This is a genomic window from Mesorhizobium sp. B2-7-1 (assembly GCF_006440735.1).
GTDB lineage: Bacteria > Pseudomonadota > Alphaproteobacteria > Rhizobiales > Rhizobiaceae > Mesorhizobium.
The window spans coordinates 1-21,304 of sequence record NZ_VFUA01000110.1 but is presented as its reverse complement, the minus strand read 5'-3'; the positions used below and the strand labels follow the sequence as shown (position 1 = coordinate 21,304).

At 65.3% G+C, this 21,304-nt stretch carries 24 protein-coding genes; 8 read left to right on the top strand and 16 right to left on the bottom strand.

The features are described 5' to 3' along the window. Positions 1 to 94: 94 nt before the first annotated feature. Complete coding sequence (gene mbfA, locus FJ471_RS28645) at positions 95 to 1,078, bottom strand: iron exporter MbfA (RefSeq protein ID WP_140808229.1); 984 nt, start codon at positions 1,076 to 1,078, stop codon at positions 95 to 97. A gap of 177 nt (positions 1,079 to 1,255) precedes the next feature. Here mbfA and FJ471_RS28640 point away from each other — a divergent pair, with 177 nt between their 5' ends. Both FJ471_RS28640 and FJ471_RS28635 read left to right on the top strand, forming a co-directional pair. Beyond that, a complete protein-coding gene (locus FJ471_RS28640; protein WP_140808227.1) occupies positions 1,256 to 1,579 on the top strand; it encodes a hypothetical protein in 324 nt (107 codons plus the stop codon). 226 nt (positions 1,580 to 1,805) lie between these two features. Further along, the gene (locus FJ471_RS28635; RefSeq protein WP_140808225.1) at positions 1,806 to 2,780 is read left to right on the top strand and encodes a threonine/serine dehydratase; all 975 of its coding nucleotides are present in this window, start codon (positions 1,806 to 1,808) and stop codon (positions 2,778 to 2,780) included. Between the two features lie 83 nt (positions 2,781 to 2,863). On the opposite strand, the gene FJ471_RS28630 is transcribed toward FJ471_RS28635, so the two are convergent. Genes FJ471_RS28630 through FJ471_RS28615 form a run of 4 tightly spaced genes read right to left on the bottom strand, consistent with a single transcriptional unit; the run spans position 2,864 to position 6,568 of the window. Beyond that, the gene (locus FJ471_RS28630) at positions 2,864 to 4,000 is read right to left on the bottom strand and encodes an ABC transporter permease (RefSeq protein ID WP_140808223.1); all 1,137 of its coding nucleotides are present in this window, start codon (positions 3,998 to 4,000) and stop codon (positions 2,864 to 2,866) included. After that, entirely contained in the window at positions 3,997 to 4,917 is a 921-nt protein-coding gene (locus FJ471_RS28625) for an ABC transporter ATP-binding protein (protein WP_140808221.1), read from the bottom strand. The genes FJ471_RS28630 and FJ471_RS28625 overlap by 4 nt, the downstream gene beginning before the upstream one ends. Further along, a complete protein-coding gene (locus tag FJ471_RS28620) occupies positions 4,914 to 5,867 on the bottom strand; it encodes an HlyD family efflux transporter periplasmic adaptor subunit (RefSeq protein WP_140808219.1) in 954 nt (317 codons plus the stop codon). Before FJ471_RS28620 ends, FJ471_RS28625 begins: the two co-directional genes overlap by 4 nt. After that, complete coding sequence (locus tag FJ471_RS28615) at positions 5,864 to 6,568, bottom strand: DUF1956 domain-containing protein (RefSeq protein WP_140808217.1); 705 nt, start codon at positions 6,566 to 6,568, stop codon at positions 5,864 to 5,866. The genes FJ471_RS28620 and FJ471_RS28615 overlap by 4 nt, the downstream gene beginning before the upstream one ends. A 91-nt stretch (positions 6,569 to 6,659) precedes the next feature. On the opposite strand from FJ471_RS28615, the gene FJ471_RS28610 reads away from it, so the two are divergent. Together FJ471_RS28610 and FJ471_RS28605 are read left to right on the top strand one after the other, a co-directional pair. After that, entirely contained in the window at positions 6,660 to 7,133 is a 474-nt protein-coding gene (locus tag FJ471_RS28610) for a CYTH domain-containing protein (protein ID WP_140808215.1), read from the top strand. Then, the gene (locus FJ471_RS28605; RefSeq protein ID WP_140808213.1) at positions 7,130 to 8,062 is read left to right on the top strand and encodes a CHAD domain-containing protein; all 933 of its coding nucleotides are present in this window, start codon (positions 7,130 to 7,132) and stop codon (positions 8,060 to 8,062) included. Before FJ471_RS28610 ends, FJ471_RS28605 begins: the two co-directional genes overlap by 4 nt. 179 nt (positions 8,063 to 8,241) lie before the next feature. Here FJ471_RS28605 and FJ471_RS28600 read toward each other — a convergent pair whose 3' ends face one another. Beyond that, complete coding sequence (locus FJ471_RS28600; RefSeq protein WP_140808211.1) at positions 8,242 to 9,027, bottom strand: helix-turn-helix transcriptional regulator; 786 nt, start codon at positions 9,025 to 9,027, stop codon at positions 8,242 to 8,244. Positions 9,028 to 9,140: 113 nt separating this feature from the next. On the opposite strand from FJ471_RS28600, the gene FJ471_RS28595 reads away from it, so the two are divergent. Continuing rightward, positions 9,141 to 9,995 carry an ATP/GTP-binding protein gene (locus FJ471_RS28595; protein ID WP_140808209.1) on the top strand — a complete coding sequence of 285 codons (855 nt, stop codon included), beginning with the start codon at positions 9,141 to 9,143 and terminating at the stop codon, positions 9,993 to 9,995. 243 nt (positions 9,996 to 10,238) lie between these two features. Here the strand turns inward: FJ471_RS28595 and sigJ are convergent, their stop codons facing one another. From sigJ to FJ471_RS28575, 3 genes are read right to left on the bottom strand one after another with little or no spacing between them, the layout of a single operon-like run. Next, entirely contained in the window at positions 10,239 to 11,135 is an 897-nt protein-coding gene (gene sigJ / locus FJ471_RS28585) for an RNA polymerase sigma factor SigJ (protein ID WP_210242059.1), read from the bottom strand. After that, positions 11,128 to 11,697, bottom strand: coding sequence for a hypothetical protein (locus FJ471_RS28580; RefSeq protein WP_140808207.1), 570 nt, complete (start codon positions 11,695 to 11,697; stop codon positions 11,128 to 11,130). Before FJ471_RS28580 ends, sigJ begins: the two co-directional genes overlap by 8 nt. After that, the gene (locus FJ471_RS28575; RefSeq protein ID WP_140808205.1) at positions 11,697 to 12,074 is read right to left on the bottom strand and encodes a hypothetical protein; all 378 of its coding nucleotides are present in this window, start codon (positions 12,072 to 12,074) and stop codon (positions 11,697 to 11,699) included. The genes FJ471_RS28580 and FJ471_RS28575 overlap by 1 nt, the downstream gene beginning before the upstream one ends. 158 nt (positions 12,075 to 12,232) lie before the next feature. On the opposite strand from FJ471_RS28575, the gene FJ471_RS28570 reads away from it, so the two are divergent. Continuing rightward, positions 12,233 to 13,159, top strand: coding sequence for a DMT family transporter (locus tag FJ471_RS28570; protein ID WP_140808203.1), 927 nt, complete (start codon positions 12,233 to 12,235; stop codon positions 13,157 to 13,159). A gap of 60 nt (positions 13,160 to 13,219) precedes the next feature. Here FJ471_RS28570 and FJ471_RS28565 read toward each other — a convergent pair whose 3' ends face one another. From FJ471_RS28565 to FJ471_RS28555, 3 genes are all read right to left on the bottom strand, one after another. Next, on the bottom strand, positions 13,220 to 13,480 hold the full coding sequence (locus tag FJ471_RS28565; RefSeq protein WP_140808201.1) for a helix-turn-helix transcriptional regulator: 261 nt from the start codon (positions 13,478 to 13,480) through the stop codon (positions 13,220 to 13,222). 90 nt (positions 13,481 to 13,570) lie between these two features. Beyond that, a complete protein-coding gene (locus FJ471_RS28560) occupies positions 13,571 to 14,272 on the bottom strand; it encodes a phosphatase PAP2 family protein (RefSeq protein ID WP_140808199.1) in 702 nt (233 codons plus the stop codon). 16 nt (positions 14,273 to 14,288) lie between these two features. Beyond that, complete coding sequence (locus FJ471_RS28555) at positions 14,289 to 14,627, bottom strand: hypothetical protein (RefSeq protein ID WP_140808197.1); 339 nt, start codon at positions 14,625 to 14,627, stop codon at positions 14,289 to 14,291. 247 nt (positions 14,628 to 14,874) lie between these two features. On the opposite strand from FJ471_RS28555, the gene FJ471_RS28550 reads away from it, so the two are divergent. Then, the gene (locus FJ471_RS28550) at positions 14,875 to 16,872 is read left to right on the top strand and encodes a PhoX family phosphatase (RefSeq protein WP_140808195.1); all 1,998 of its coding nucleotides are present in this window, start codon (positions 14,875 to 14,877) and stop codon (positions 16,870 to 16,872) included. Positions 16,873 to 16,928: 56 nt separating this feature from the next. Here FJ471_RS28550 and FJ471_RS28545 read toward each other — a convergent pair whose 3' ends face one another. Next, complete coding sequence (locus tag FJ471_RS28545) at positions 16,929 to 17,609, bottom strand: GNAT family N-acetyltransferase (RefSeq protein WP_073989067.1); 681 nt, start codon at positions 17,607 to 17,609, stop codon at positions 16,929 to 16,931. Continuing rightward, positions 17,606 to 18,088 carry a MarR family transcriptional regulator gene (locus tag FJ471_RS28540; protein ID WP_140808193.1) on the bottom strand — a complete coding sequence of 161 codons (483 nt, stop codon included), beginning with the start codon at positions 18,086 to 18,088 and terminating at the stop codon, positions 17,606 to 17,608. The genes FJ471_RS28545 and FJ471_RS28540 overlap by 4 nt, the downstream gene beginning before the upstream one ends. A gap of 233 nt (positions 18,089 to 18,321) precedes the next feature. Between FJ471_RS28540 and FJ471_RS28535 the strand changes: the two genes are divergently transcribed. Further along, complete coding sequence (locus FJ471_RS28535) at positions 18,322 to 19,359, top strand: phosphatidylglycerol lysyltransferase domain-containing protein (RefSeq protein WP_140808191.1); 1,038 nt, start codon at positions 18,322 to 18,324, stop codon at positions 19,357 to 19,359. 45 nt (positions 19,360 to 19,404) lie between these two features. Here FJ471_RS28535 and FJ471_RS28530 read toward each other — a convergent pair whose 3' ends face one another. Further along, complete coding sequence (locus FJ471_RS28530; RefSeq protein WP_140808189.1) at positions 19,405 to 20,184, bottom strand: ABC transporter permease; 780 nt, start codon at positions 20,182 to 20,184, stop codon at positions 19,405 to 19,407. Next, on the bottom strand, positions 20,181 to 21,107 hold the full coding sequence (locus tag FJ471_RS28525; protein WP_140808187.1) for an ABC transporter ATP-binding protein: 927 nt from the start codon (positions 21,105 to 21,107) through the stop codon (positions 20,181 to 20,183). Before FJ471_RS28525 ends, FJ471_RS28530 begins: the two co-directional genes overlap by 4 nt. Positions 21,108 to 21,304 lie beyond the last annotated feature (197 nt).

Sequence of the window (21,304 nt, the reverse complement as noted above, 5' to 3'; positions counted from 1 at the left end):
GGGAACGCCGACGTCTCACTCCGCTGGAACACCCCTCATCCGTCTCGGCGCTGCGCGCCGATCCACCTTCTCCCACAAGGGGAGAAGGGAAAACCTACGCATTCCCGATCAGCACACCCGCCCCGAACACCAGCGCGCCGCCCAGCACGACCTGGAAGGCGGCACGCCAGAAGGGGGTCTGCATGTAGCGGTTCTGGACGAAGGCGATGGCCCAGAGCTCGAAGAAAACCACCACGGCGGCAACCGCGGTAGCCGTCCAGAAATGAGGGATGAGATAGGGCAGCGCGTGGCCGAGCCCGCCCAGCGTCGTCATCAGGCCGACCGTCAACCCGCGCTTGATCGGCGAGCCGCGTCCCGACAGCTTGCCGTCGTCGGAGGCGACTTCCGTGAAACCCATCGAGATGCCGGCGCCGATCGAGGCGGCGAGGCCGACCAGCAGCGTCTGCCAGGTGTCGTGCGTGGCGAAGGCCGCGGCGAAGATCGGCGCCAGCGTCGACACCGACCCGTCCATCAGTCCGGCCAGCCCGGGCTGCACATAGGTGAGGATGAACTGGCGCTGCTCGGCGCTCGCTTCCTCCACCTTGACCGTGCCCGGCACATGCTCCTGCTCCAATTGATGCGCCGAGCTCTCATGGTTCTGTTCGGCCACGGCGAGATCGTCGAGCAGTTTTCGCGTCGAGGCGTCGGTGGTGCGCTTGGCCGCCGCGACATAGAAGCGGTAAGCCTGCTGCTCCATGGCTTCGGCCTGCCGCCGCACATGCTCGATGCCGAGCGGCTTCACCAGCCAGTCGGGCTTGCGTTCGAAATAGCCTCTGACATGCTCGCGCCGGATCAGCGGGATGCGCTCGCCGAAGCGCTTGCGGTAAAGCTCGATGAGGGAATCGCGATGCCCATCCTCCTCCTCGGCCATCGCCTCGAAGACCTTGGCCGATTGCGGAAAGTCTTCCGCCAGCCCATCGGCATAGGCGCGGTAGATGCGCCCGTCATCCTCCTCGGAAGAGATCGCCAGCGCCAGGATCTCCTGCTCCGACAGCGAATCGAAGGAACGGCGGCCGAAGCCGAAAACACGGGAAAGCATGATGGGATCACTCTAGTTTAGAATTGTTCTAAACTAGGATTTCGGCCGGCCAACGTCAATTGCGAACGGCACGGGGCTGCGCGCAAAAGAGTGATCCAGCGGATCCCGGTCGCCTCTTCATTATTACCGAATGTTAGCCTATATAGCTGCCAACAATCGAAATTGAAGGAAACCGGCATGACGAACAAGAAGCCCCAGCACGCATTCGAGCCGAAACCCATTCTCGACCTCATTGCCAGCATTGAGGCCGACCTGCAGCGCCTGAAAGGCCTGGTCGAGGAACAGATCGAGAAATTCGACCCCGCCAACCCGCACAACAAGACGCCGGACGGCAAGCTGACCGAGGAAGGCGCGGAGTGCTGCTACCGCATGTTCGACGAGGGCAAGTCGCGCTACACGGTATCGCAGCAGATGAAGATATCCTTCGCCGCCGCCACGCACCGTTTCAATAGCTGGCGCAAGCTCGGCGGCAGCAAACGGACGAAGACGCTGCTGGGGTGAGGGGGCGTCAGCAACGCAGCTAGGAGGCCGTCTTGCATAGATCGTCGGATTACTTCGTTCGACAAGGCGCCGGCGGTGAAACTGCCAATCTCCCCCGCAAGGGGGGAGATCACCACTTCGCAGCCGCCGCCATCATCGCTAACATTGTCTCCGTCACATTTTTTCGTTGGCGCGCCGCCTCATTTTCCGTGCAGCATAAGTTGACCCATCCCCTGCGAGGCCCGTCATGCTCGAGCTCCCCGGCATCTCCGACATCCGCGCCGCCGCCGCGCGGCTTTCCGGCCTGACCGTCGAAACGCCGCTGATCGAATCGCCCGAGCTCAACAAGCGCTATGGCGGCCGCATCCTGTTCAAGCCCGAGACTTTGCAGCGCACCGGCTCGTTCAAGATCCGCGGCGCTTACAACAAGCTTTCGAGCTTGAGCGAGGAAGAGCGCGGCCGTGGCGTCGTGGCCTTCTCGTCCGGCAACCATGCGCAAGGGGTGGCGGCGTCGGCCGCCATGTTCGGCGTCAAGGCGGTGATCGCCATGCCGGCCGACGCGCCGGCCATGAAAGTCGGCAATGTCCGCAAGATGGGCGCCGAGGTGGTGCCGTTCGACCGCTTCAAGGAGGATCGCATGGCGGTCGTCCGCCCCTATGTCGAGAAGGGCATGGTGCTGGTACCGCCCTTCGACGATCCGGCCATCATTGCCGGCCAGGGCACGATCGGCCTGGAGCTGATGAGGCAGGCGAAAGCGCTCGGCGCGGCGCTCGACGCCGTCGTCGTGCCTTGCGGCGGCGGCGGCCTGTCGAGCGGCATTTCCGTCGCCGTCAAGGACGCTTCGCCGCAAACGCAAGTCTGGGCCGTCGAGCCCGAGCATTTCGACGACACGCGCCGCTCGCTGGCCAAGGGCGAGCGGGTGTCGAACGAGCCCGGCCACAGCTCGATCTGCGATGCGCTGCTTACCGCCGAGCCCGGCGCCATCACCTTCGAGATCAACCGCCGCAACCTCGCCGGCGCCATCGCCGTCTCCGACGAGGCCGCCGCCCAGGCGATGCGCGACGCCATGGCTTATCTCAAGCTCGTGGTCGAGCCCGGCGGCTGCGTCGCCTTTGCCGCGCTCTCGTCGGGCGAGATCGACCTCGCCGGCAAATGCGTTGCCGTGGTGCTGTCGGGCGGCAATGTGGATTTCGGCACTTATGCGCGGATCATGGCGGCGTAGGCGCTGCGGCCTGCGTGCAGGATCGCCGCGATCCGTCACACCCCCTCTGTCCCGCCGGCGTTAGACCCTAAGCGATGCGTTGATCAATCCAGCGTGCGCCTGAACCGCACCAGCGCGACGCCGGCAAACAGCGCCACGAACAGCACAAGCCAGCCGATCTCCGTCGCCACCGCCGGCAGCTGGGCGCCCTTCAGCATGACGGCGCGGGTGATGCGCAGGAAATGCGTCAGCGGGAAAATCTCGCCGAAAGTCTGCGCCCAGCCCGGCATGCCGCGATAGGGGAACATGAAGCCCGACAGCATGATCGAGGGCAGGAAGAAGAAGAAGGTGAGCTGCAGCGCCTGCATCTGCGTGCGCGCGATCGTCGAGATCGTGTAGCCAAGCAGGACCAGCGAAAGCACGAACACCAGCACCGCCGATAGAAGCAGCGACATCGATCCCATGAAGGGAATGGCGAACAGCAGCTTCGCCGCGGCCAGCACCACCACCACCTGCACCGCGCCCACCACAAGGTAGGGCAGCACCTTGCCCATCATGATCTCCAGCGGGCTCGACGGCATGGCCAGCAGGTTTTCCAGCGTGCCGCGCTCGGTCTCGCGCGTCAGCGCGATCGAGGTCATCATCACCATCGTCATCTGCAGGATGACGCCGAGCAGACCGGGCACGATGTTGTATTGCGAGATGCCTTCGGGATTGTAGCGCCGGTGCACGACGACATCGAGCTGGCCGCGCGCCGCCTCCTTGGCGGTCTCCTCGGTGCCCTGCGCCCTCAGCAGCGCCTGGCTGGCGACGGTGCTCAGCGTCGAGATCGCGCCGCTCGCAACCGCCGGATCGGTGGCGTCGGCCTCGATCAGGATCTGCGGGTTGTCGCCGCGCTCGACGCGGCGGGCGAAATCGGCGGGAATGGTGACGACGAAGGAGACATCGCCGCGCGCCATCAGGAACTCGGCTTCCTCGGCGCTTTGCGCGACATGGTCGAAGCGATAATAGCCGGTGGTCTGCAACGCCGAGACCATCGCCCGCGTGTAGGGGTCGCTGCTGGTCGCCACAAGTGCTGCCGGCAAGCTCTTCGGGTCGTTGTTGATCGCGTAGCCGAACAGCACCAGCTGGATCAGCGGCACGCCAAGCATCATGGCGAAGGTGATGCGGTCGCGCCGCATCTGGATGAATTCCTTGATCAGCAGCGCGCCCAGCCTGGCGAAGGAGAAGACCGCGTTCATGCCATATTGTCCTTCGAGCCGGACATGAACTGGATGAACACATCCTCCAGGCTGGTCTCGCCGGGTTTCACCGTGACGCCCTCATGCTCCTTCTCGACATCGGCGAGCGCCTTCTCCAGCGCCGCCTTGTCGGAGCCGACGACATGCAGCGTCGCGCCGAACGGCGCCACCTGGTCGACGCCGGGCCGGCCCTGCAGTGCTTCGGCGACCTGGTCGAGCCGCGGCCCCTGCAGCACGAACGTCGTCAGCCCGGCATTCCTCACCACCTCGTCCACCGTGCCGGTGGCGAGCATCTTGCCGTAGGAGATGTAGCTGATGCGGTGGCAGCGCTCGGCCTCGTCCATGTAATGGGTGGAGACGAGCACGGTCAGCCCACCGCTGGCCAGCCGATGGATCTCGTCCCAGAACTCGCGCCGCGCCTTGGGGTCGACGCCAGCCGTCGGCTCGTCGAGCAGCAGCAGCTTCGGCTTGTGCATGATGCAGGCGGCCAGCGCCAGCCGCTGCTTCCAACCGCCCGAAAGCGTGCCGGCCAGCTGGTTGCGGCGCGTTGCCAGGCCGAGATCTTTCAGCGTCCGCGACACATATTGCTCGACCGGCCTCAGCCGGTAGAGCCGCGCCACGAATTCGAGGTTCTCGCCGATCGTCAGATCCTCGTAGAACGAGAATTTCTGCGTCATGTAGCCGACTTCGCGCTTGATCCTGAGCGCGTCGCTGCGGATGTCGAAACCCAGTACCGTGCCGTCGCCTTCGTCCGGCGTCAAAAGCCCGCACATGATGCGGATGGTCGTCGTCTTGCCCGAGCCGTTCGGCCCGAGGAAGCCGACGATCTCGCCTTCGGCGACCGTCATCGTCACATGGTCGACGACGGTCTTGTCGCCGAAGCGCTTGACCAGGCCGCGGACGTCGATGGCGTTCATTGCCCGAGATCCGCAAGATCGACATCGACGATCTGGCCGGGCTGCAATGGCCCTGCATTGCCCTCCGGCCGCGCCTCGACGAGATAGACCAGCTTCTGCCGGTTCTCGAGCGAGTAGATCACCGGCGGCGTGAATTCGGGATCGGGCGAGACATAGCTGACGCGCGCCTTCAGCCCTGTTCCGCAGCCGTCGCAATGGACGTTGAGCTCGCTGCCGACCTTGACCGACGAAAAGGCGCTTTCGGGCACATAGACGCTGAGCTTCACGGCGCCGTCCGGCAGCATCGAGATCACCGGCGCGGTCGGTCCGGCGGTGTCGCCGGGATTGCGGATGACGTCGTTGACGCGGCCGGGCGAGGGGGCGGCCAGCACCCGCTTCGACAGCCGCCACTTCGCCTGCTCCAGGCTCGACTGCGCCTGCTTGACCTGGTTGTCGGCGGCCTTGATGGTCTCGGCCCGCGCCGGCAGGTTGCCGACGGCGAGATTGGCCTGCGCCTGGCCGACCTGCGCGTTGGCCGTCTCCAGCGAGGCCGAGGCGGTGTCGTAGTCGGCCTGAGTGCCGGTGCCGCGCTTGTAGAGGTCGCTGGCGCGGTCGTATTTGCGCTTGGCGTCGGCGGCCTGGGCCTTGGCCATGTCGACCTCGGCCTTGAGCACGGCGATTTCCTCGGGACGCTTGCCGACCTGCAAATCGGCAAGCTGCGCCTGCGCCTGCGCAAGTGCTGCCTCAGCCTGCGCCACCTCGATCCTGGCGTCGGCGTCTTCCAGCGTCGCCACCGCCGTGCCGCTCTCGACACGGTCGCCGCGCCTGACGGTCACCGTAGCCACCTGCGCCACTTCGATCGGCGCCATCAGCACATATTCGCCTTCGACATAGCCGACAGCCAAAGGCGCGGCCGGCGCGCAAGCGCCGAACAACTGGGCCGCGAGCGGCAGCGAACAGAGAAAGCTCATGATTTGCCCTTCCTGCCGGCGGCCGGCCCACGTGCCGCCAGCATCGCCCTGAGGTTGCCGGTCGTGACCGCCACCACCTTGGCGGCCTCTTCATTGCCGATCCCGCGCCAGCCCATGCGGCGCATCACCGCCTCGCGGCCGATGCGGAAATAGATGACCTGGCCGATCATGGTGAAGACGGTGAGCTTGGTCGCCTCGCTCTCGGCCGGTTCGCCGGTCGCCTGTTCCCAGATCTGGCACAGCCGCCGGTGCGTCGGCTCGAAGACGCCGGCATAGATGCGGTCGAGCGCGGCGGTCGGATGCGAGAGCTCGCGAAGTACGAATTGTACGATCTCGCCGGCCTGCGGACTGGCCACGACGAAACCGACCATCCGCTCCAGTGCTGCGAAAAGCTGGGCCTGGGCGGCTTCCGGGTCGAGGGGCGGAGCGGCCTGGGCGCCGCCCAGCGCCTGGCCGGCGATCCCCTGGATGGTGTCGACGATGTAGTCGGCGGCGGCGGCGCGCAGGCCTTCCTTGCCGCCGAAGTGATAGGCGATGGAGCCGATATTGGCCTTGGCCTCGGCCGCGATCTCGCGCGTCGAGGTGCCATGGAAACCTTGCCGCCCGAACAGCTTTAGCGCCGCGTGCACCAGCGCCGCCCGCGTTTGATCGGCAGTGGTGGCCTCGCGCGGCTGCCTTTTTATGATCGGTTGCTTATTCATATCCAGACTTTAATCAATCGATTGATTAAAGTCAAATTTGACCTCTGAGTCGGCTTGCCTTCCCGGCCCTCACAGGCTTTAGTGCGCGGCCATGGGCAAGGAAGTCGAGCGTAAGTTCCTGGTCTCCAGTCCCGCCTGGCGCGACGGGGTCGAGGCGGAAATCCGCATTCGCCAGTTCTATGTCGCCGCCCAGCCCGGCCGCACGGTGCGCGTGCGCATCAGCGACGGGCGCTCCGCCAGGCTGACGCTGAAGTTCGGCGACAGGGCGCGCGAGCGCGACGAATTCGAATATTCCATCCCGCTTGCCGAGGCCGAGGAATTGATGGCGTTTGCCGTCGGACGTGTCATCGAGAAGACACGCCACCATGTTAGACACCGCAGCTATCTCTATGAAGTCGATGTTTTCGGCGGCAAGCTCGCGGGGTTGGTGATCGCGGAGATGGAGACGCCGGAGGACGTATCTGACGAAATGCTGCCCGACTGGCTCGGTCGCGAGGTCACCGGCGAGTCGAGGTTCTACAACGCGTCGCTGGCCCTCGGGGGGATTCCGGAGATCGCCGCATGAGCTTCCGTATCGATCCGCGCTTGCCGCTGACCGGCGAGGTCAGGCGCATATTGGCCGACGAGATCGGCAAGGCAATCGCTCATCTCGAGATGGCGCGCGAGAAGCCGGAGCAGGGGCTGCACAAATGCCGCAAGCGGCTGAAAAGCGTGCGCGCCTTGCTGCGCCTGGTTCGTTCCGGGGACGAACCGTTCTGCCAGACCGAGAACGAATGCTATAAGCAGGTCTCGGCGCTGCTCGCCGGCCCGCGCGAGGCGACCGCCTTGATCGAGACTGTCGACCGCCTTGCCCAAGCCTTTCCGGAACAATCCGCGGGCGGCGGTCTCGACCCGGTGCGCGAACGGCTGGTGCTGCGCCAGCACGAGCTCCATGCCGGTCCCGGCCTCGACGCCGCCATCAATGCGGCCATCGCCGCCTGCCGTGAAGGCCTGGAGCGCGTCGACAGGCTTTCGCTGCCCGATCAGCCGGAGCAGGCCGCCGACATCCTGGCCGACGGCGCCCGCGTCACCTTGCGGCGGGCGAAGAAGGCGCTGGACAAGGCGGGAGAGCGCGGCAAGGACGAGGATTTTCACGACCTGCGCAAGGCGGCCAAGACACACTCGATGCATCTGTCCCTGCTCGGCCGCCTGTGGCCGACGCCAATCAAGGCGCGCCGCAAGGCGGTCGACAAGCTCGGCGAGCAACTCGGCGAATTGCACGACGTCTTCGTCATGCGCGCGCTGCTCGATGCCCAGGGCGAGCCGCTTGGCCCGGCCGACGAGACGAAGCTTCTGCGCAAGCTCCTGAAGCGCTCCGAAAAGAGCCTGACCAAGGCCTGCCTTGCCGATGCCACCGACCTGTTCGGCGACAGCCCAAAGCGCTCGGCCAAAAGGCTCGCCCGCAAGGCGCGCGACGATCTCGCCGGCCCCCAGGAAGAAGCGAAAGCGGCTTAGCGCCGCCCTAACCTTCTCCCCTTGTGGGAGAAGGTGGCCGCGAAGCGGCCGGATGAGGGGTGCTGCAGCTTGGCCAACGCGCTCGTCAAAAGCGGCAATCGCTAACGTCTCATTCCCTGGAACACCCCTCATCCGTCGCCTTCGGCGACACCTTTTCCCACAGGGGAGAAGGGAAGGCGCTACGCCGGTAGCGCCCGTTTCTCCTTTGCCGCTCGCGCCCCCGCATCCCTCGGATGCGGACCGATCGGCATGATCGCCGGAAACGGCGTGGCGCCGAAGGCGAAGGTCCATTTGTAGCCGGTGAGCTGGTCCTCGGGCGTGGTGTGCTGGTCGTGATGGGCAAGCAGCCTGGCGCGTTCGGCGAGCTCGTCGGCCTCGCGCCGCAGCATCTCCGCCGTTTCCGGCCGCATCCGCCGGGAGAAGCTGATGAAGGTCGCGCCGTGCTCCATGTGGCCGAGCGCCCAGCCGACAAAATTCTTGTTGGTCATCTCGAAATGCGGTTTCAGCGGCCCTTCGAAATCCCACTGGATCGGCGTGTCGACGAGCAGCCTTGCCGACAGGCCGCGCCCCAGCGCCACCAGCCCAAGCTCCTCGAGGTCGCGCAGATAGAGGAACATCGAAGCTTCGCTCAGGCCCTGCGAGCGCATGATGCCTTCCGGCGTGAACCTCTCCGACAGCATGATGAAGACGAAGAGCAGCGCCGGCCGCGCCGCCAGCCTGCGCTCGATCTCCGGCGCGACACGGTTGGCCGGACCCGGCCCGCGGTTCATCGCGCCGAGCACGTTCTCCAGCTCGACATCGGCCGCGGCACAGATCTCCATCAGCCGGTCGAGCTTGCAGTTCTTCTCATGGAAGATACGCTTCACCGTCGGCTCGGAAATGCCCATGCGTTCGGCCAGCGTCCGGTAGGTCAGGCCCTTGGCCTTCAGCGTCCGTTTCAGCGCCTCGAAGATCGGGCCGTTCATGGAATGCGCCTCGTTCATGCGAATTGGTATTGAAATACGATACTAGTCTTGTTCCGACTTCCAGGAAAGTATCGAAAACCCTAGCTCTCCGCCGTCATCACAGGAGAGCACTCATGAAACGTCTCATCGCTTTTACCGCCTTCGCCGCCATCGCCGTCGTGTCCGCCGCGCAGGCCGGCGAAGCCTGGCGCGCCACCGGCTTCGAGCAGCCGGAATCGGCGCTTGTCGATGCCGCCCATAACCGCATCGTCGTCTCCAACATCGTCGGCAATCCCGGCGATGCGGACGGCAATGGCTATTTGTCGCTTCTGTCGAGGGACGGCAAAATCATCACGCGCCATTGGGTGGGCGGCATGGACGCGCCCAAGGGCATGGCGATCGCCGGCGGCAGGCTCTACGCCGCCGACATCACCAAGGTGCGCGTCGTCGATCTCGCCAGCGGCAAGCTGGTCGAGACCATCGATGTGCCCGGCGCCGTGTTCCTCAACGACATGACGCAGGACAGCGCCGGCAAGGTCTATGTCAGCGACATGCTGGCCGACACGATCTACCGCATCGACGGCGACAAGCCGGAGCCGTTCGTCAAGGACGCGTTGCTGGCTTCGCCCAATGGCGTCTTCGCCGATGGCGGCAGGCTGATCGTCGCGTCCTGGGGCAAGGGCATCAACAGAAAAGATTTCAGCACCGCCGAGCCCGGCGGCCTGCTGTCGGTCGACCTCGCCACGAAGAAGATCACGCCGCTGCCGGGAGCTCAGAAATTCGCCGACCTCGACGGCGTCATCGCCATAGGCGACACCATCTACGCCACCGCCTACATGACCGGCACGCTCTACAGCTACAAAACAGGCGGCGCGCCGCAAGTGGTTGCCACCTTCAAGCCGGGCAGCGCCGATATCGGCACCGACGGTGAAAAGATCTTTGTGCCGCTGATGGGCGAAGGGGAGGTTGCGGCGCTGTCACTGGAGTGAGCATGCGGAAGTGATTGCGGGGCATTGCGCCGCGTTCCTTCGCGCCCCCCCTATGGCCTGCCGGACATCTCCCCCACAAGGGGAGATTGGCAGCTTCGGCGCCTTGCTCATCCTGCAGCGTTGGCGATTGGCGAAAGCCTGCGAGACATCTGATCTCCCCTCTCATGGGGGAGATGGCCGGCAGGCCAGAGGGGGGCGCTGTCCCGCCGGCGTTTCCGATTTTCGCGCTGCAGCGCTCTGAATTCACCTCGCCCTGTCGATCCCCGCCAGCTTGTCCGGATTGCGCACGGTGTAGACCGCGGCGATGCTGCCCCGCGCGTCGAGAGCAAAGCTGAAGGTCTGGACGACGGCGCCGGCGACCGACACCACCAGTCCCGGCCCGCCATTGATCATCGCCGGCCGGATCGCCGTATGGTCGGGGTCGGGATTCTTGCGCGCCGCGCCGACAAGGAATTTCGCCACACGGTCGCGGCCGACCAGGATGTTCAGCGCCGCGGCCACCTTGCCGCCGCCGTCGGCAATGAATTCCACGTCCTCGGCCAGCAGCCGCTTCAACGGTTCGATGTCGCCGCTCACCATCGCCTGCTCGAAGCCGGCGACGTAGCGGGCGATGTCCGTCTCGCGCGCCGGAAAACGCTGGTTGTCCTGCCTTAGCATCTTGCGCGCTCGCGACGCCATCTGCCGGCAGGCGGCGGGAGACCGCTTCAGCGTCTCGGCCACCTCCTCGAAGGGCACGTCGTAGAGGTCGTGCAGAAAGAGCGCCGCGCGTTCCAGCGGCGACAGGCGCTCCAGCGCCCGCATGACACTGAACGATATGTCGAGCGCGGCGTCGCTGGTCTCGACATCGGCGCTGGCTGCCTGCTCCACGAAGGGCTCCGGCAGCCAGGGCCCGACATAGGTCTCGCGCCGCTTTTGCGCCGAGCGCAGCCGGTCGAGGCTGAGATTGGTGACGATGCGCCACAGGAGGCGCGGCGCGTCCTCGACGCTGTCGGCGCCGGCAAACCGCAGCCAGGCATCCTGCACGATGTCCTCGGCCTCGCCGACCGAGCCGAGATAGCGGTAGGCGAGCCGGATGAGCCGTTTGCGCTGGCCGAGATAGGCCTGCAGGCGTTCGCCGCTTTCGGGCTGATGCTCAGGCAAATTCCGTCTCCGCGGGATGTTCTGCACGGTTTTTCGCCGCCTCGGTCTTCAGCCACGCCAACACCGGCTCGCAAGCGTTGCCGTGGCCGAGCCCGCGCTTGAAGGTCGGATAGAGCTGGCCCGACACGACCGCGGCCGCGAGCCCGGCGATGCCTCCCTCGCCCCAGCGTTGCGCGCAGGCATCGAGAATGTCGGGCAGTTCCGGGTCGTTGTCGAGGACGGCGCGCGCATAGCGCTCGGCAAGGACCATGTCGTCCGGCAGCGAGGCGGCGGCGCCGTCGAGCAGGGCCTCGATCGCTTCGAGCTCGACGCCCGCCTCCCGCGCCATGGTGATGACGAGCTTCAGGCAGGAACCGCAATCGGCGCGTCGCGTCGCCGTGAGCCTGGCCGCGAAATAGGGTGCGGCCGGCAGCGAGAACCGCTCGTCGGTGAAGGGCGAGATCAACGCCAGCTTCAGGGCGCCGAACTCGTCGGTGTCGACCAGCTCACGCATATAGAGGGTGTCGTAGCCATAGCGGCTCTGGAACTTGCGCAGCTGTTGCTTGAGAAGCCGTTTGAACATCATGTCCTCGCTTTCGCGCTGCCTGGCAGGAAGGCGGCAAGCGGCAGCAGTCCGGGCACGACGATCATCATTATGTCGCGCGCGGCCGCGGTGAGCGTCGTGCCATGCGCCATCTCGACCAGATGATAGACCGCGTGTCCGCCAAGGAAGATCGTCGCGGCGGCGATCAGCCGGCGGTCATGCGGCTGCCGGCTCGCCATCAGCAGCGCGGCACCGGCGGCCAGGAAGGCGAGGCCGATGTCGCGGATGAAATGGATGTTGGCCGGTCCGGTTTCCGGGACGCCGGGGACGGCCGAATACCAGATTTCGGGCACCGTCAGCATGACGACGCCGTTGGCCGCCTGGTAGATGCCGATGATCAGCAAGAGAACGCGCATGCATGTCACCTCCTGCCACCATGACGGAATAGCCGGCTGTGGTGTGACAGCAAGCACCGAAATTTTTCGCCGCGCCGATCGGCATTGGACCGTCATATCGACGGCGCTGCCATCTGGTTTCGCCGCATGCGGGGCATTATCCGGCTCCGATCCGTCACATGAGCGAAGCCGTGAAGACACCCAGCCTGACCGGCGCCGTTTCGCCGATGATCCCCGTGCTGATATGCGCGCTGGCGATCTTCCTCTTGTCCGGCATGGATGCGGCCATGAAGTCTCTGGCCATCGCGGTCGGCGTCTACAACACGCTGCTGTGGCGCAGCGTGGTTGCCACCTTGGTCGCGGGCGCGGCCTGGTCGGCGGGGTCGCGTTCGAAGCCGGCCCTTCCGGTGCTGGGCCTGCATGCGTTGCGCGCCGCGATCGTCGGCGTCGTCCTGGTCTTGTTCTTCTGGGGCCTGGCCAGGCTGCCGCTCGCCGAGGCGATCGGGCTCAGCTTCGTCGCGCCGCTGTTTGCGCTTTTGCTTGCTGCATTGTTGCTGGGCGAGCGCATAAGGCGGCAGGCGGTCTGGGCGTCGCTGGCCGGCATGGCGGGCGTCGCGATCATCCTGGCCGGCCAGTTCGGGGCGGCGAGCCATTCGCAGGATGCCTTGCTCGGTACGGCCGCGGTGCTCGCATCGACGGTGTTCTACGCCTACAATCTGATCCTCTCGCGGCAGCAGGCGCTGCTGGCCAGGCCGGTCGAGATCATGCTGTTCCAGAACCTCTTCGTCGCGATCATCCTTGGTCTCGCCGCGCCCTGGCTCGCGGTCGCGCTGCCGAGCGATCTCTGGCTTCCCTTGGGCGCGGTAGCGCTGCTGTCGCTCGCCGGGCAATTCCTGATGAGCTGGGCCTACGCCCGAGCCGAAGCGCAATATCTGATCCCGACCGAATACTCGGCCTTCATCTGGGCGGTCGCGCTTGGCTGGTTCTTCTTTGGCGAGAAGGTAGCCTGGACCACGCTGGCGGGGGCATGCCTCATCGTCGCCGGCTGCCTGATCGCCGCGCGCGCCAATCCGAAGCTTGCCGAGCCGATCGAAGCGGCGATGTGAGAGAGCACCTGATTGGTTGGCAAGTTCGGCTGCGATGCCGATCGTCCAGGCCGACGCCGCTCAGCCTTGCGCCGCGGTCGCCTTGAGGCGCACGCCCCTGCCGCCGCGCTCGCTGGCCTGGTTCTCGCCGATCAATTCCACGCCGATCGCGTCGAGCGCCTGGATGACCTTCATCAGTGTGTCGACCACGCCCCTGACGACGCCGTCGCTCGCTTCCATGCGCTGGATCGTCGGCAGCGAGACCCCGGCGCGCTCGGCCAGCGTCTTCTGGTCGATGCCGGTCAACGCCCGCGCGGCGCGCATCTGTGCGGCAGTGATCATCGGCCAGAATCCGTCTCTTGAATCTACAAAAGATGTATATTGTAAATGTTACAATGTCTCAAGCATCATTTTACACGCATGAGACATCGATCAGTCGCTGTCGGCCACCACTTTGCGCCGCTGCAGCAGGCGCGCCGCAAGCCAGCATAGCATGGCCCAGGCAAAGCCCGCGCACCAGCCGGCAAGCACGTCGGACGGCCAGTGCACGCCGAGATAGACGCGGCTGATGCCGACCAGCACGGTGGTGAGCACGGCGAGGCCAAGCACGAAGATCTTCGTCCCGCGGTCAGGCAGGAAGCGTGCCGCCAGCGAGCCGAGGGTCAGATAGGTCACCGCCGACAGCATGGCGTGGCCGCTCGGGAACGACAGCGAAGTTTCGTTGACGAGATGCGAGACGAGGTCGGGGCGCGGCCGGTCGACCTCGAGCTTGAGCAGGCTGGAGAGCACCTGGCCGCCGGCCACCGCCGCGAACATGAACAACGCCGTCGCCGGTCGCCGGATCAGGAGCAGATAGACGATCGTCGCCGTCGTGATCAGCACCAGCACGGCGGAACTGCCCAGCGCGGTTACGTCGCGCACCGCGCCTTGCAGCCAGGGCGGACCGATCGGGCTGTCCGGCTGCCCGGCATGGCGGAAGGCAAGCAGGATTTCCGTATCGAAGGCATGCGGCGTCGTGGCGCGCGCAGCCTCCACCAGCTCCACGAACCCCCACATCCCGCCGGCGATCACCAGCCCGGCAAGCAGCACCGGGAATTCCAATTTGTTGAAGAGCGCGTTAGCGGTCGATTTCATGCGTGCTTTGATCCCGCTACAGCCGCTGCATATAGGGCCCGAGCGTGATCAGCGCGACCGCTGCGATCGCCAGCACCATGCCGGTCGCCTGCAAGGCATTGAGCCGTTCGCCGAAGAAGGCGAGCGCCACGACATTGACCGCGACAAGCTGGATCACCGCCGACAGGCTGAACGACACCGACATGCCGAATTCGCGCACCAGCCTTAGCATGACCAGATTGCCGGCCGTGTAGAGCGCCAATGTCAGCAGCAGCCTCGCTAGGCTCGGCGCCATCCCCCAGTGCTTGGCTGCCATCGCCGCCAGCACGAACATCAGGGTCGAAATGCAGAGCTGCCCCAGTCCCCAGAAACTCACCTTGCCGTCCCCTTTTCAAGCGCCGTCGCCACGCCGGCCGCCGCCCTTGTTTCCGAAGCGGGCGAGGCCGTCAAGCCGATCGCGGCCTTTCGCCGGCGCGTTTAGGGGATCCAAGCCGGCCAGCCGCTGCTCAGCCGGCAAACAGCCATTGCGGTTCGATCACGGTGATGTCACGAAAATGTGATCGGCGCGCTTTAGGGGTCGAAGGGTCAAAATCCCAGCCACCTCAAGAAGCCAGAGGAACACCATGACCGTTACCCCTGAAACCCGTTTCCGCACCAGCCAGCTCGAGGAAAATGACGGCCCGCCCGTCAACCCGACCGACAACCGCACCATGGGCGAGATCATCGCCGCGCGTTTCTCGCGCCGCGGCTTCCTCATGGGCTCGCTGGCCGTCTCGGCCATCGCCGCCACCGTCAGCCCGCTGGCCCTGGTCGCCGCCGACGAGGCGCGCGCCGCGGAGGGCTCGGCCTTCAAATTCGACGAGCTCGAGGCCGGCATCGACGACAAGCACCATGTCGCGCCAGGCTATGACGCCGACGTGCTGTTGCGCTGGGGCGATCCGCTGTTTGCCGATTCACCGAAGTTCGATCCGCTGAAACAGTCGGCCGAAGCCCAGGCCAAGCAGTTCGGCTACAACAACGACTATGTCGGCTATATCCCGATCGACGGCTCGGCCGAGCATGGCCTTTTGGTCGTCAACCACGAATACACCAATCCGCATCTGATGTTCCCCGGCATCGTTTCGGTCGTCGAGAAGGACGGGAAGAAGAAGGCCGAGGTGGCGCCGCTCTCGAAGGAGCAGGTCGATGTCGAGATGGCCGCGCATGGCGGCACCATCGTCGAGATTCGCAAAGAAGCCCGCAAGTGGCAGGTGGTGCGCGACGGCAAGCTCAACCGCCGCATCATGTCCACCACCGAGATGGCGCTGTCCGGCCCGGTCGCCGGTCACGACCGCGTCAAGACCAACGCCGATCCGTCCGGCGCCAAGGTCATCGGCACCGTCAACAATTGCGCCGGCGGCGTCACGCCCTGGGGCACTTATGTGATGGCCGAGGAGAACATCCACGGCTATTTCTCGGGCGAATTGCCGGAAGGCCACAAGGAGGCCGCCAACTACAAGCGCCTCGGCATCCCGGAAGGCGCCTATGAATGGGGCGCGCATTACGACCGCTTCAACCTCGCCAAGGAGCCGAACGAGCCCAATCGCTTCGGCTGGATCGTCGAGGTCGACGTCAACGATCCGAACTCGGTGCCGAGGAAGCGCACCGCCATGGGCCGCTTCAAGCATGAGGGTGCCGAATCCATCGTCGCCAGGGACGGCCGCGTCGTCTTCTATCTCGGCGACGACGAGCGCTTCGACTATGTCTACAAATTCGTCACCGCCGGCACGTTCAAGCCCGATGACCGGGCGGCCAACATGAACCTGCTCGACGACGGCACGCTGCATGTGGCGAAGTTCGCCGAGGACGGTTCGGTCGAATGGATGCCGATCGTGTTCGGCCAAGGCCCGCTGACGGCCGAGAACGGCTTTGCGTCCCAGGCCGATGTGCTGATCGAGACGCGGCGCGCCGCCGACCTGCTCGGCGCCACCAAGATGGACCGCCCCGAAGACATCCAGCCCAATGCCGGCAACGGCAAGGTCTATGTCATGCTGACCAACAACACCAAGCGCAAGGCCGAGCAGGTCGACGCCGCCAATCCGCGCGCCGACAATGCCTTCGGCCACATCATCGAGATCGTCGAGGAGGGCGGCGACTTCGCAGCCACCAAGGGCAAGTGGGAAGTGCTGTTGAAATGCGGCGATCCTTCCGTTGCCGATGTCGGCGCCACCTTCTCGACCGCTACCACCGCCCATGGCTGGTTCGGCATGCCGGACAATTGCGCGGTCGATTCCGGCGGGCGCCTGTGGGTCGCCACCGACGGCCAGGGTCCGAAGGCCACCGGCCGCACCGATGGTCTCTGGGCGGTCGACACCGAGGGTTCGGCGCGGGCGACCTCGAAACTGTTCTTCCGCGTGCCGATCGGCGCCGAAATGTGCGGCCCGCTCTTCGCGCCGGACGATCAGACGGCTTTCGTCGCCGTGCAGCATCCGGGCGACGGCGGCGAGGACTGGGAAGGGTTCGGCCGTCCCTCCTATTACGAGGATCCGTCGACGCGCTGGCCCGACTTCAAGCCGGACATGCCGGTGCGGCCTTCCGTCGTCGCGATCACGAAGCAGGGCGGCGGCAAGATCGCGGTTTAAGCCTGCGGACAAGGACTTGGCGTCGGGGATTGGCGGAGCCTCCCCGACGTCGCGTCTCATCCCGCCCGCTGAACCATCGCGATGTTCATCCCGCTGCGCAGCCGGAAGCCGATCGACTCGTAGAGCTTTATCGCCGCGGCATTGTTGGCAAAGGCGTGCAAATAAGGCACCTCGCCGCGCGCGATGATGCGGTTGGCCACAAATAGCGACAACAGCCGGGCGAGACCGCCGCCGCGAAAATCCGGATGCGAGCACACGCCGCTGAGTTCCGAATAGCCGGGCTGCTTCATGCGCTCGCCGGCCATCGCGGCCAGCCTGCCGTCGATCTTCACGCCCCAGAATTCGCCGAGGCTCAAGGCCTCCAGCGTGAACGGGCCAGGCTTCGTCAGCGAGGCGAGCGCAAGCATCTCGGCGGCGTCCTGCCGCGTCAGTTGCTCGATCCGATGGTCGGCGACCGTCCGCAAGCCTTGCCCGGCAATCATCTGCACGGCATCAGCGGTCATCGTCGCCACAAGCGCCGGCGGCAGGACAATGTTCTCGGCCTGAGCCAGGATGACGGTCTCGCCGGCGGAAACCAGCCTTCCGAGCGCGTGCAGGCTTTCCGGATCGTCCGTTGCCGTGGCGGCGAACGGGATGATCGAAGGCCGGTATCGGCGCGCGAGATCACCACCCTCCGCGAAAGTCCGTTGCCGCGTCGTAAGCGCGCTCCAGACAGGGCGGTCGAGAACATGTCTCACGGCGCGACCTTTTCGACGCGGCGATCGAGCGGCGTCGCGGCCAGCCGGTCCTCTATTGCCGAAAGCTGGCCAAGCAGCGGTCCGGAAAGATCGGCGCACAGATTCGCCACGGCATTCTCGATGCTTGGCCAGATGTCGCGCTTCGCCTGATCGACCAGCCGCCTTCCGTTGCGGCTCAGCGAAACGATCCTGCGCCGCTGGTCGTCATTCGAAGGATTGACCTCGACCAGCCCGAGCTCGGCAAGCAGCGCCGCGCTGCGCGTCACGCCCGGCTGCGCCACGCCCAGCGATTGCGCCAGCTCGCCGACCGGCAGCGGGCCCAGCCTGTCGAGCGCGGCGAGCAGCGGGTACTGGCTCGACTGGATGCGCACGTCCAGGCGGTCGAGCACGCGCTGCGTATCGGCCTGCAGCTGTTCGCCGATGCGCTTCATCCGGCTGCCGAGGCAGAGAAAGCCGAGGGATCGGAGGACGTCTTCCATGGTTCACCCATCGCATATAGATAACTTGATATATAACATTGCATGGAAATATCAAGCCGACGCGCATGGCCATTTCGCGCGGCCGATGGAAGATACCGGGCGCATTGCGACGTTTGCCCTTCATTCGCCGCCAATTGCATCCTATATCGCGCTGGCGCGACGTGGCCGGCAGCGGTCGCCAGCGATTCGCGACCTGAGGGCGGCAGGTCATCCATTCTTGGCACGCGGAGCTCATGGCGCCCCTGCGCATCTACTTCGACAGGCTTCTCGACGCCGTGGCGCCCAAGGTTCCGCGGCGCGAATTGACGGATGAGAAGCGCCTGGCGCTGGTGCGCCGCCATGGCGATTTCTCGCTCGCCTATTCCACCGCCGTGCAGCAGAAACTGTCCTATTTCAGCGACGGCGACGGCTATATCGCCTTCGGCACCAAGATGAGCCGCCATTTCGCGCTCGGCGATCCGGTGGCCGATCCGGCCGAACGCCCGGCCCATATCAAGCGCTTCGTCGAGGCCGCCGGCGGTCCCTGGTTCGTCCAGATCGGCGCCGACACGGCCAAGGTGCTCGCCGGCCTCGGCTACCAGGTCAACCGCCTCGGCGTCGACACCAGGCTCGTATTGCCGGCGCATGATTTTTCCGGCAAGCGCAACGAGACCGTGCGCTATTCCGAGCGCTGGCTGACCAAGAAGGGTTTTACCCTCGCCGAGGACAGGGGCGACGGGCTGCAGGACGAGATCATTCAGCTTTCCGCCGACTGGCGCAAGGAGCGCATCATCAAGCGCTGGGAGATGGGTTTCCTCAACCGCCGCTTTTCCGAAGAGATCGGCGCCGATATGCGCCGCTTCCTGTTGCGCAGCCCGGAAGGCCGGCTGCTCGCCATTCTCGATTTCGACCCGCTGTTCCGCGACGGCAAGGTGATCGGCTACACCACATCCTTCAAGCGCAAGCAGGTTGACGCGACGCCGCATGCCGAGATCGGCCTGACCAAATTCGCCGTCGACCGCTTCCGCGAGGAAGGCATCTCGGAGGTGACGCTCGGCCTCTCGCCGCTGCTCGATATCGAGCCGAGCGGCTTTGTCGAATCGGATTTCTGGCGCAACGCCTTCCAGCGCGCCTACAACTCGCCCTGGGTCAACCGCTCGCGCTTCAACCTGCAGGGCCAGGCCGCCTTCAAGCGCCGTTTCCACGGTGCCGAGGAGCCGACCTATATCGCCTTCCGCAAAGGGACATTCGTGGAGATGCTGGGGTTGTTGCGGCTGCTGAAGGCGATTTGAGTTGGCTTTGTTTCCTCGCCCCACTTCGCGGGGCGAGGAACTCCGTCAGTTCCTCAACCGATACCCGGTCCTGAAGATCCACGCCACGATCGCGATGCAGATCGCCAAAAACACCAGCGTCATGGCGAGGCTGACGCCGACCGAGACATCCGCCTTGCCGTAAAAGCTCCAGCGGAACCCGCTGATCAGGTAGACGACCGGGTTGAACAGCGTGATCGTCTTCCAGATGCCGGGCAGCATGTGGATCGAATAGAAGCTGCCGCCGAGGAAGGTGAGCGGCGTGACGATCAGGAGCGGCACCAGCTGCAGCTGCTCGAAGGTCTTTGCCCAGATGCCGATGATGAAGCCGAACAGGCTGAAGGTCACCGCCGTTAGCACCAGGAAGGCGATCATCCAGAACGGATGCTCGATCCTGAGCGGCACGAACAGCGCCGCGGTGGCCAGGATGATCAGGCCGAGCATGATCGACTTGGTCGCCGCGCCCCCGACATAGGCGATGATGATCTCCAGATAGGAGACCGGCGCCGACAAAAGCTCGTAGATCGAGCCGACGAATTTCGGGAAATAGATGGCGAAGGAGGCGTTCGAGATCGATTGCGTCAGGAGCGACAGCATCATCAGCCCGGGCACGATGAAGGCGCCGTAGGGGATGCCGTCGATCTCGTTGATGCGCGAGCCGATCGCCGAGCCGAAGACGACGAAATAGAGCGAGGTCGAGATGACCGGCGAGATGATGCTCTGCAGCACCGTGCGGAAGGCGCGCGCCATCTCCACCCGGTAGATCGCCCATACAGCGCGAAAATTAGGGGCAGCGCGCAGGTTCATGGCTCTTGCCTCAGGAGATTGACGAAGATCTCTTCCAGCGAGCTGTTCTTGGTGTCGAGATCGCGGAACTGGATGCCGGCCGCCTCCAGGTCGCGGATGAGCGAGGCGACGCCCGGGCGGTCGCTCTGGTTGTCATAGGTGTAGGTGAGCTGGTTGCCGTCCTGGGACAGCTCCAGCGCGTAGCGCGAAAGCCCGTCGGGCATGGCGGCAAGCGGCGCGCGCAGCTCCAGCTTCATCTGCTTGCGGCCGAGCTTGCGCATCAGCTCGGCCTTGTCCTCGACCAGGATGATCTCGCCCTTGTTGATGACGCCGACGCGGTCGGCCATCGCCTCGGCCTCCTCGATGTAATGCGTGGTGAGGATGATGGTGACGCCGTCTTCGCGCAGGCGCCGCACCATTGCCCACATGTCCTGGCGCAGCTCGACGTCGACCCCGGCCGTCGGCTCGTCGAGGAACAGCACGCGCGGCTCGTGCGACAGCGCCTTGGCGATCATCAGCCGGCGCTTCATGCCGCCGGACAGCGTGATCGCCTTGGAATCCTTCTTCTCCCACAGCGAGAGGTCGCGCAGCACCTTCTCGACGAAGTCCGTGTTGGGCGCCTTGCCGAACAGGCCGCGGCTGTAGTTCACCGTCGCCCAGACAGTCTCGAAGGCGTCGATCGTCAGCTCCTGCGGCACCAGCCCGATCAGGCTGCGCGCCGCGCGGTAATCCTTGGAGATGTCGTGGCCGTCGACGCTGACTGAGCCCGACGAGCGGTTGACGATGCCGCAGACGATCGAGATCAGGGTCGTCTTGCCGGCGCCGTTCGGCCCGAGCAGCGCGAAGATCTCGCCGCGCTCGATGTCGAGATTGATTTCCTTCAGCGCCTTGAAGCCGGTGGCATAGGTTTTCGTGACACCGGAGATCGAGATGATGGATGACATGCTGAAATACGGCCGGCTGGAAAAGGTGACCTGATATAGGTCGGATGTCGCCCGGTGCAACCGTGAATCGTCGCCGCTGCTGACAGTTCTGGACAGTGAGAGCCTTGGAGATTGGCTGAAACGCCCACTCCTCGTCATCCACGGGCGGAGCAAGGAGCGAAGCGACGCAGCGCAGACCCGAGGATCTATTCCGTGAC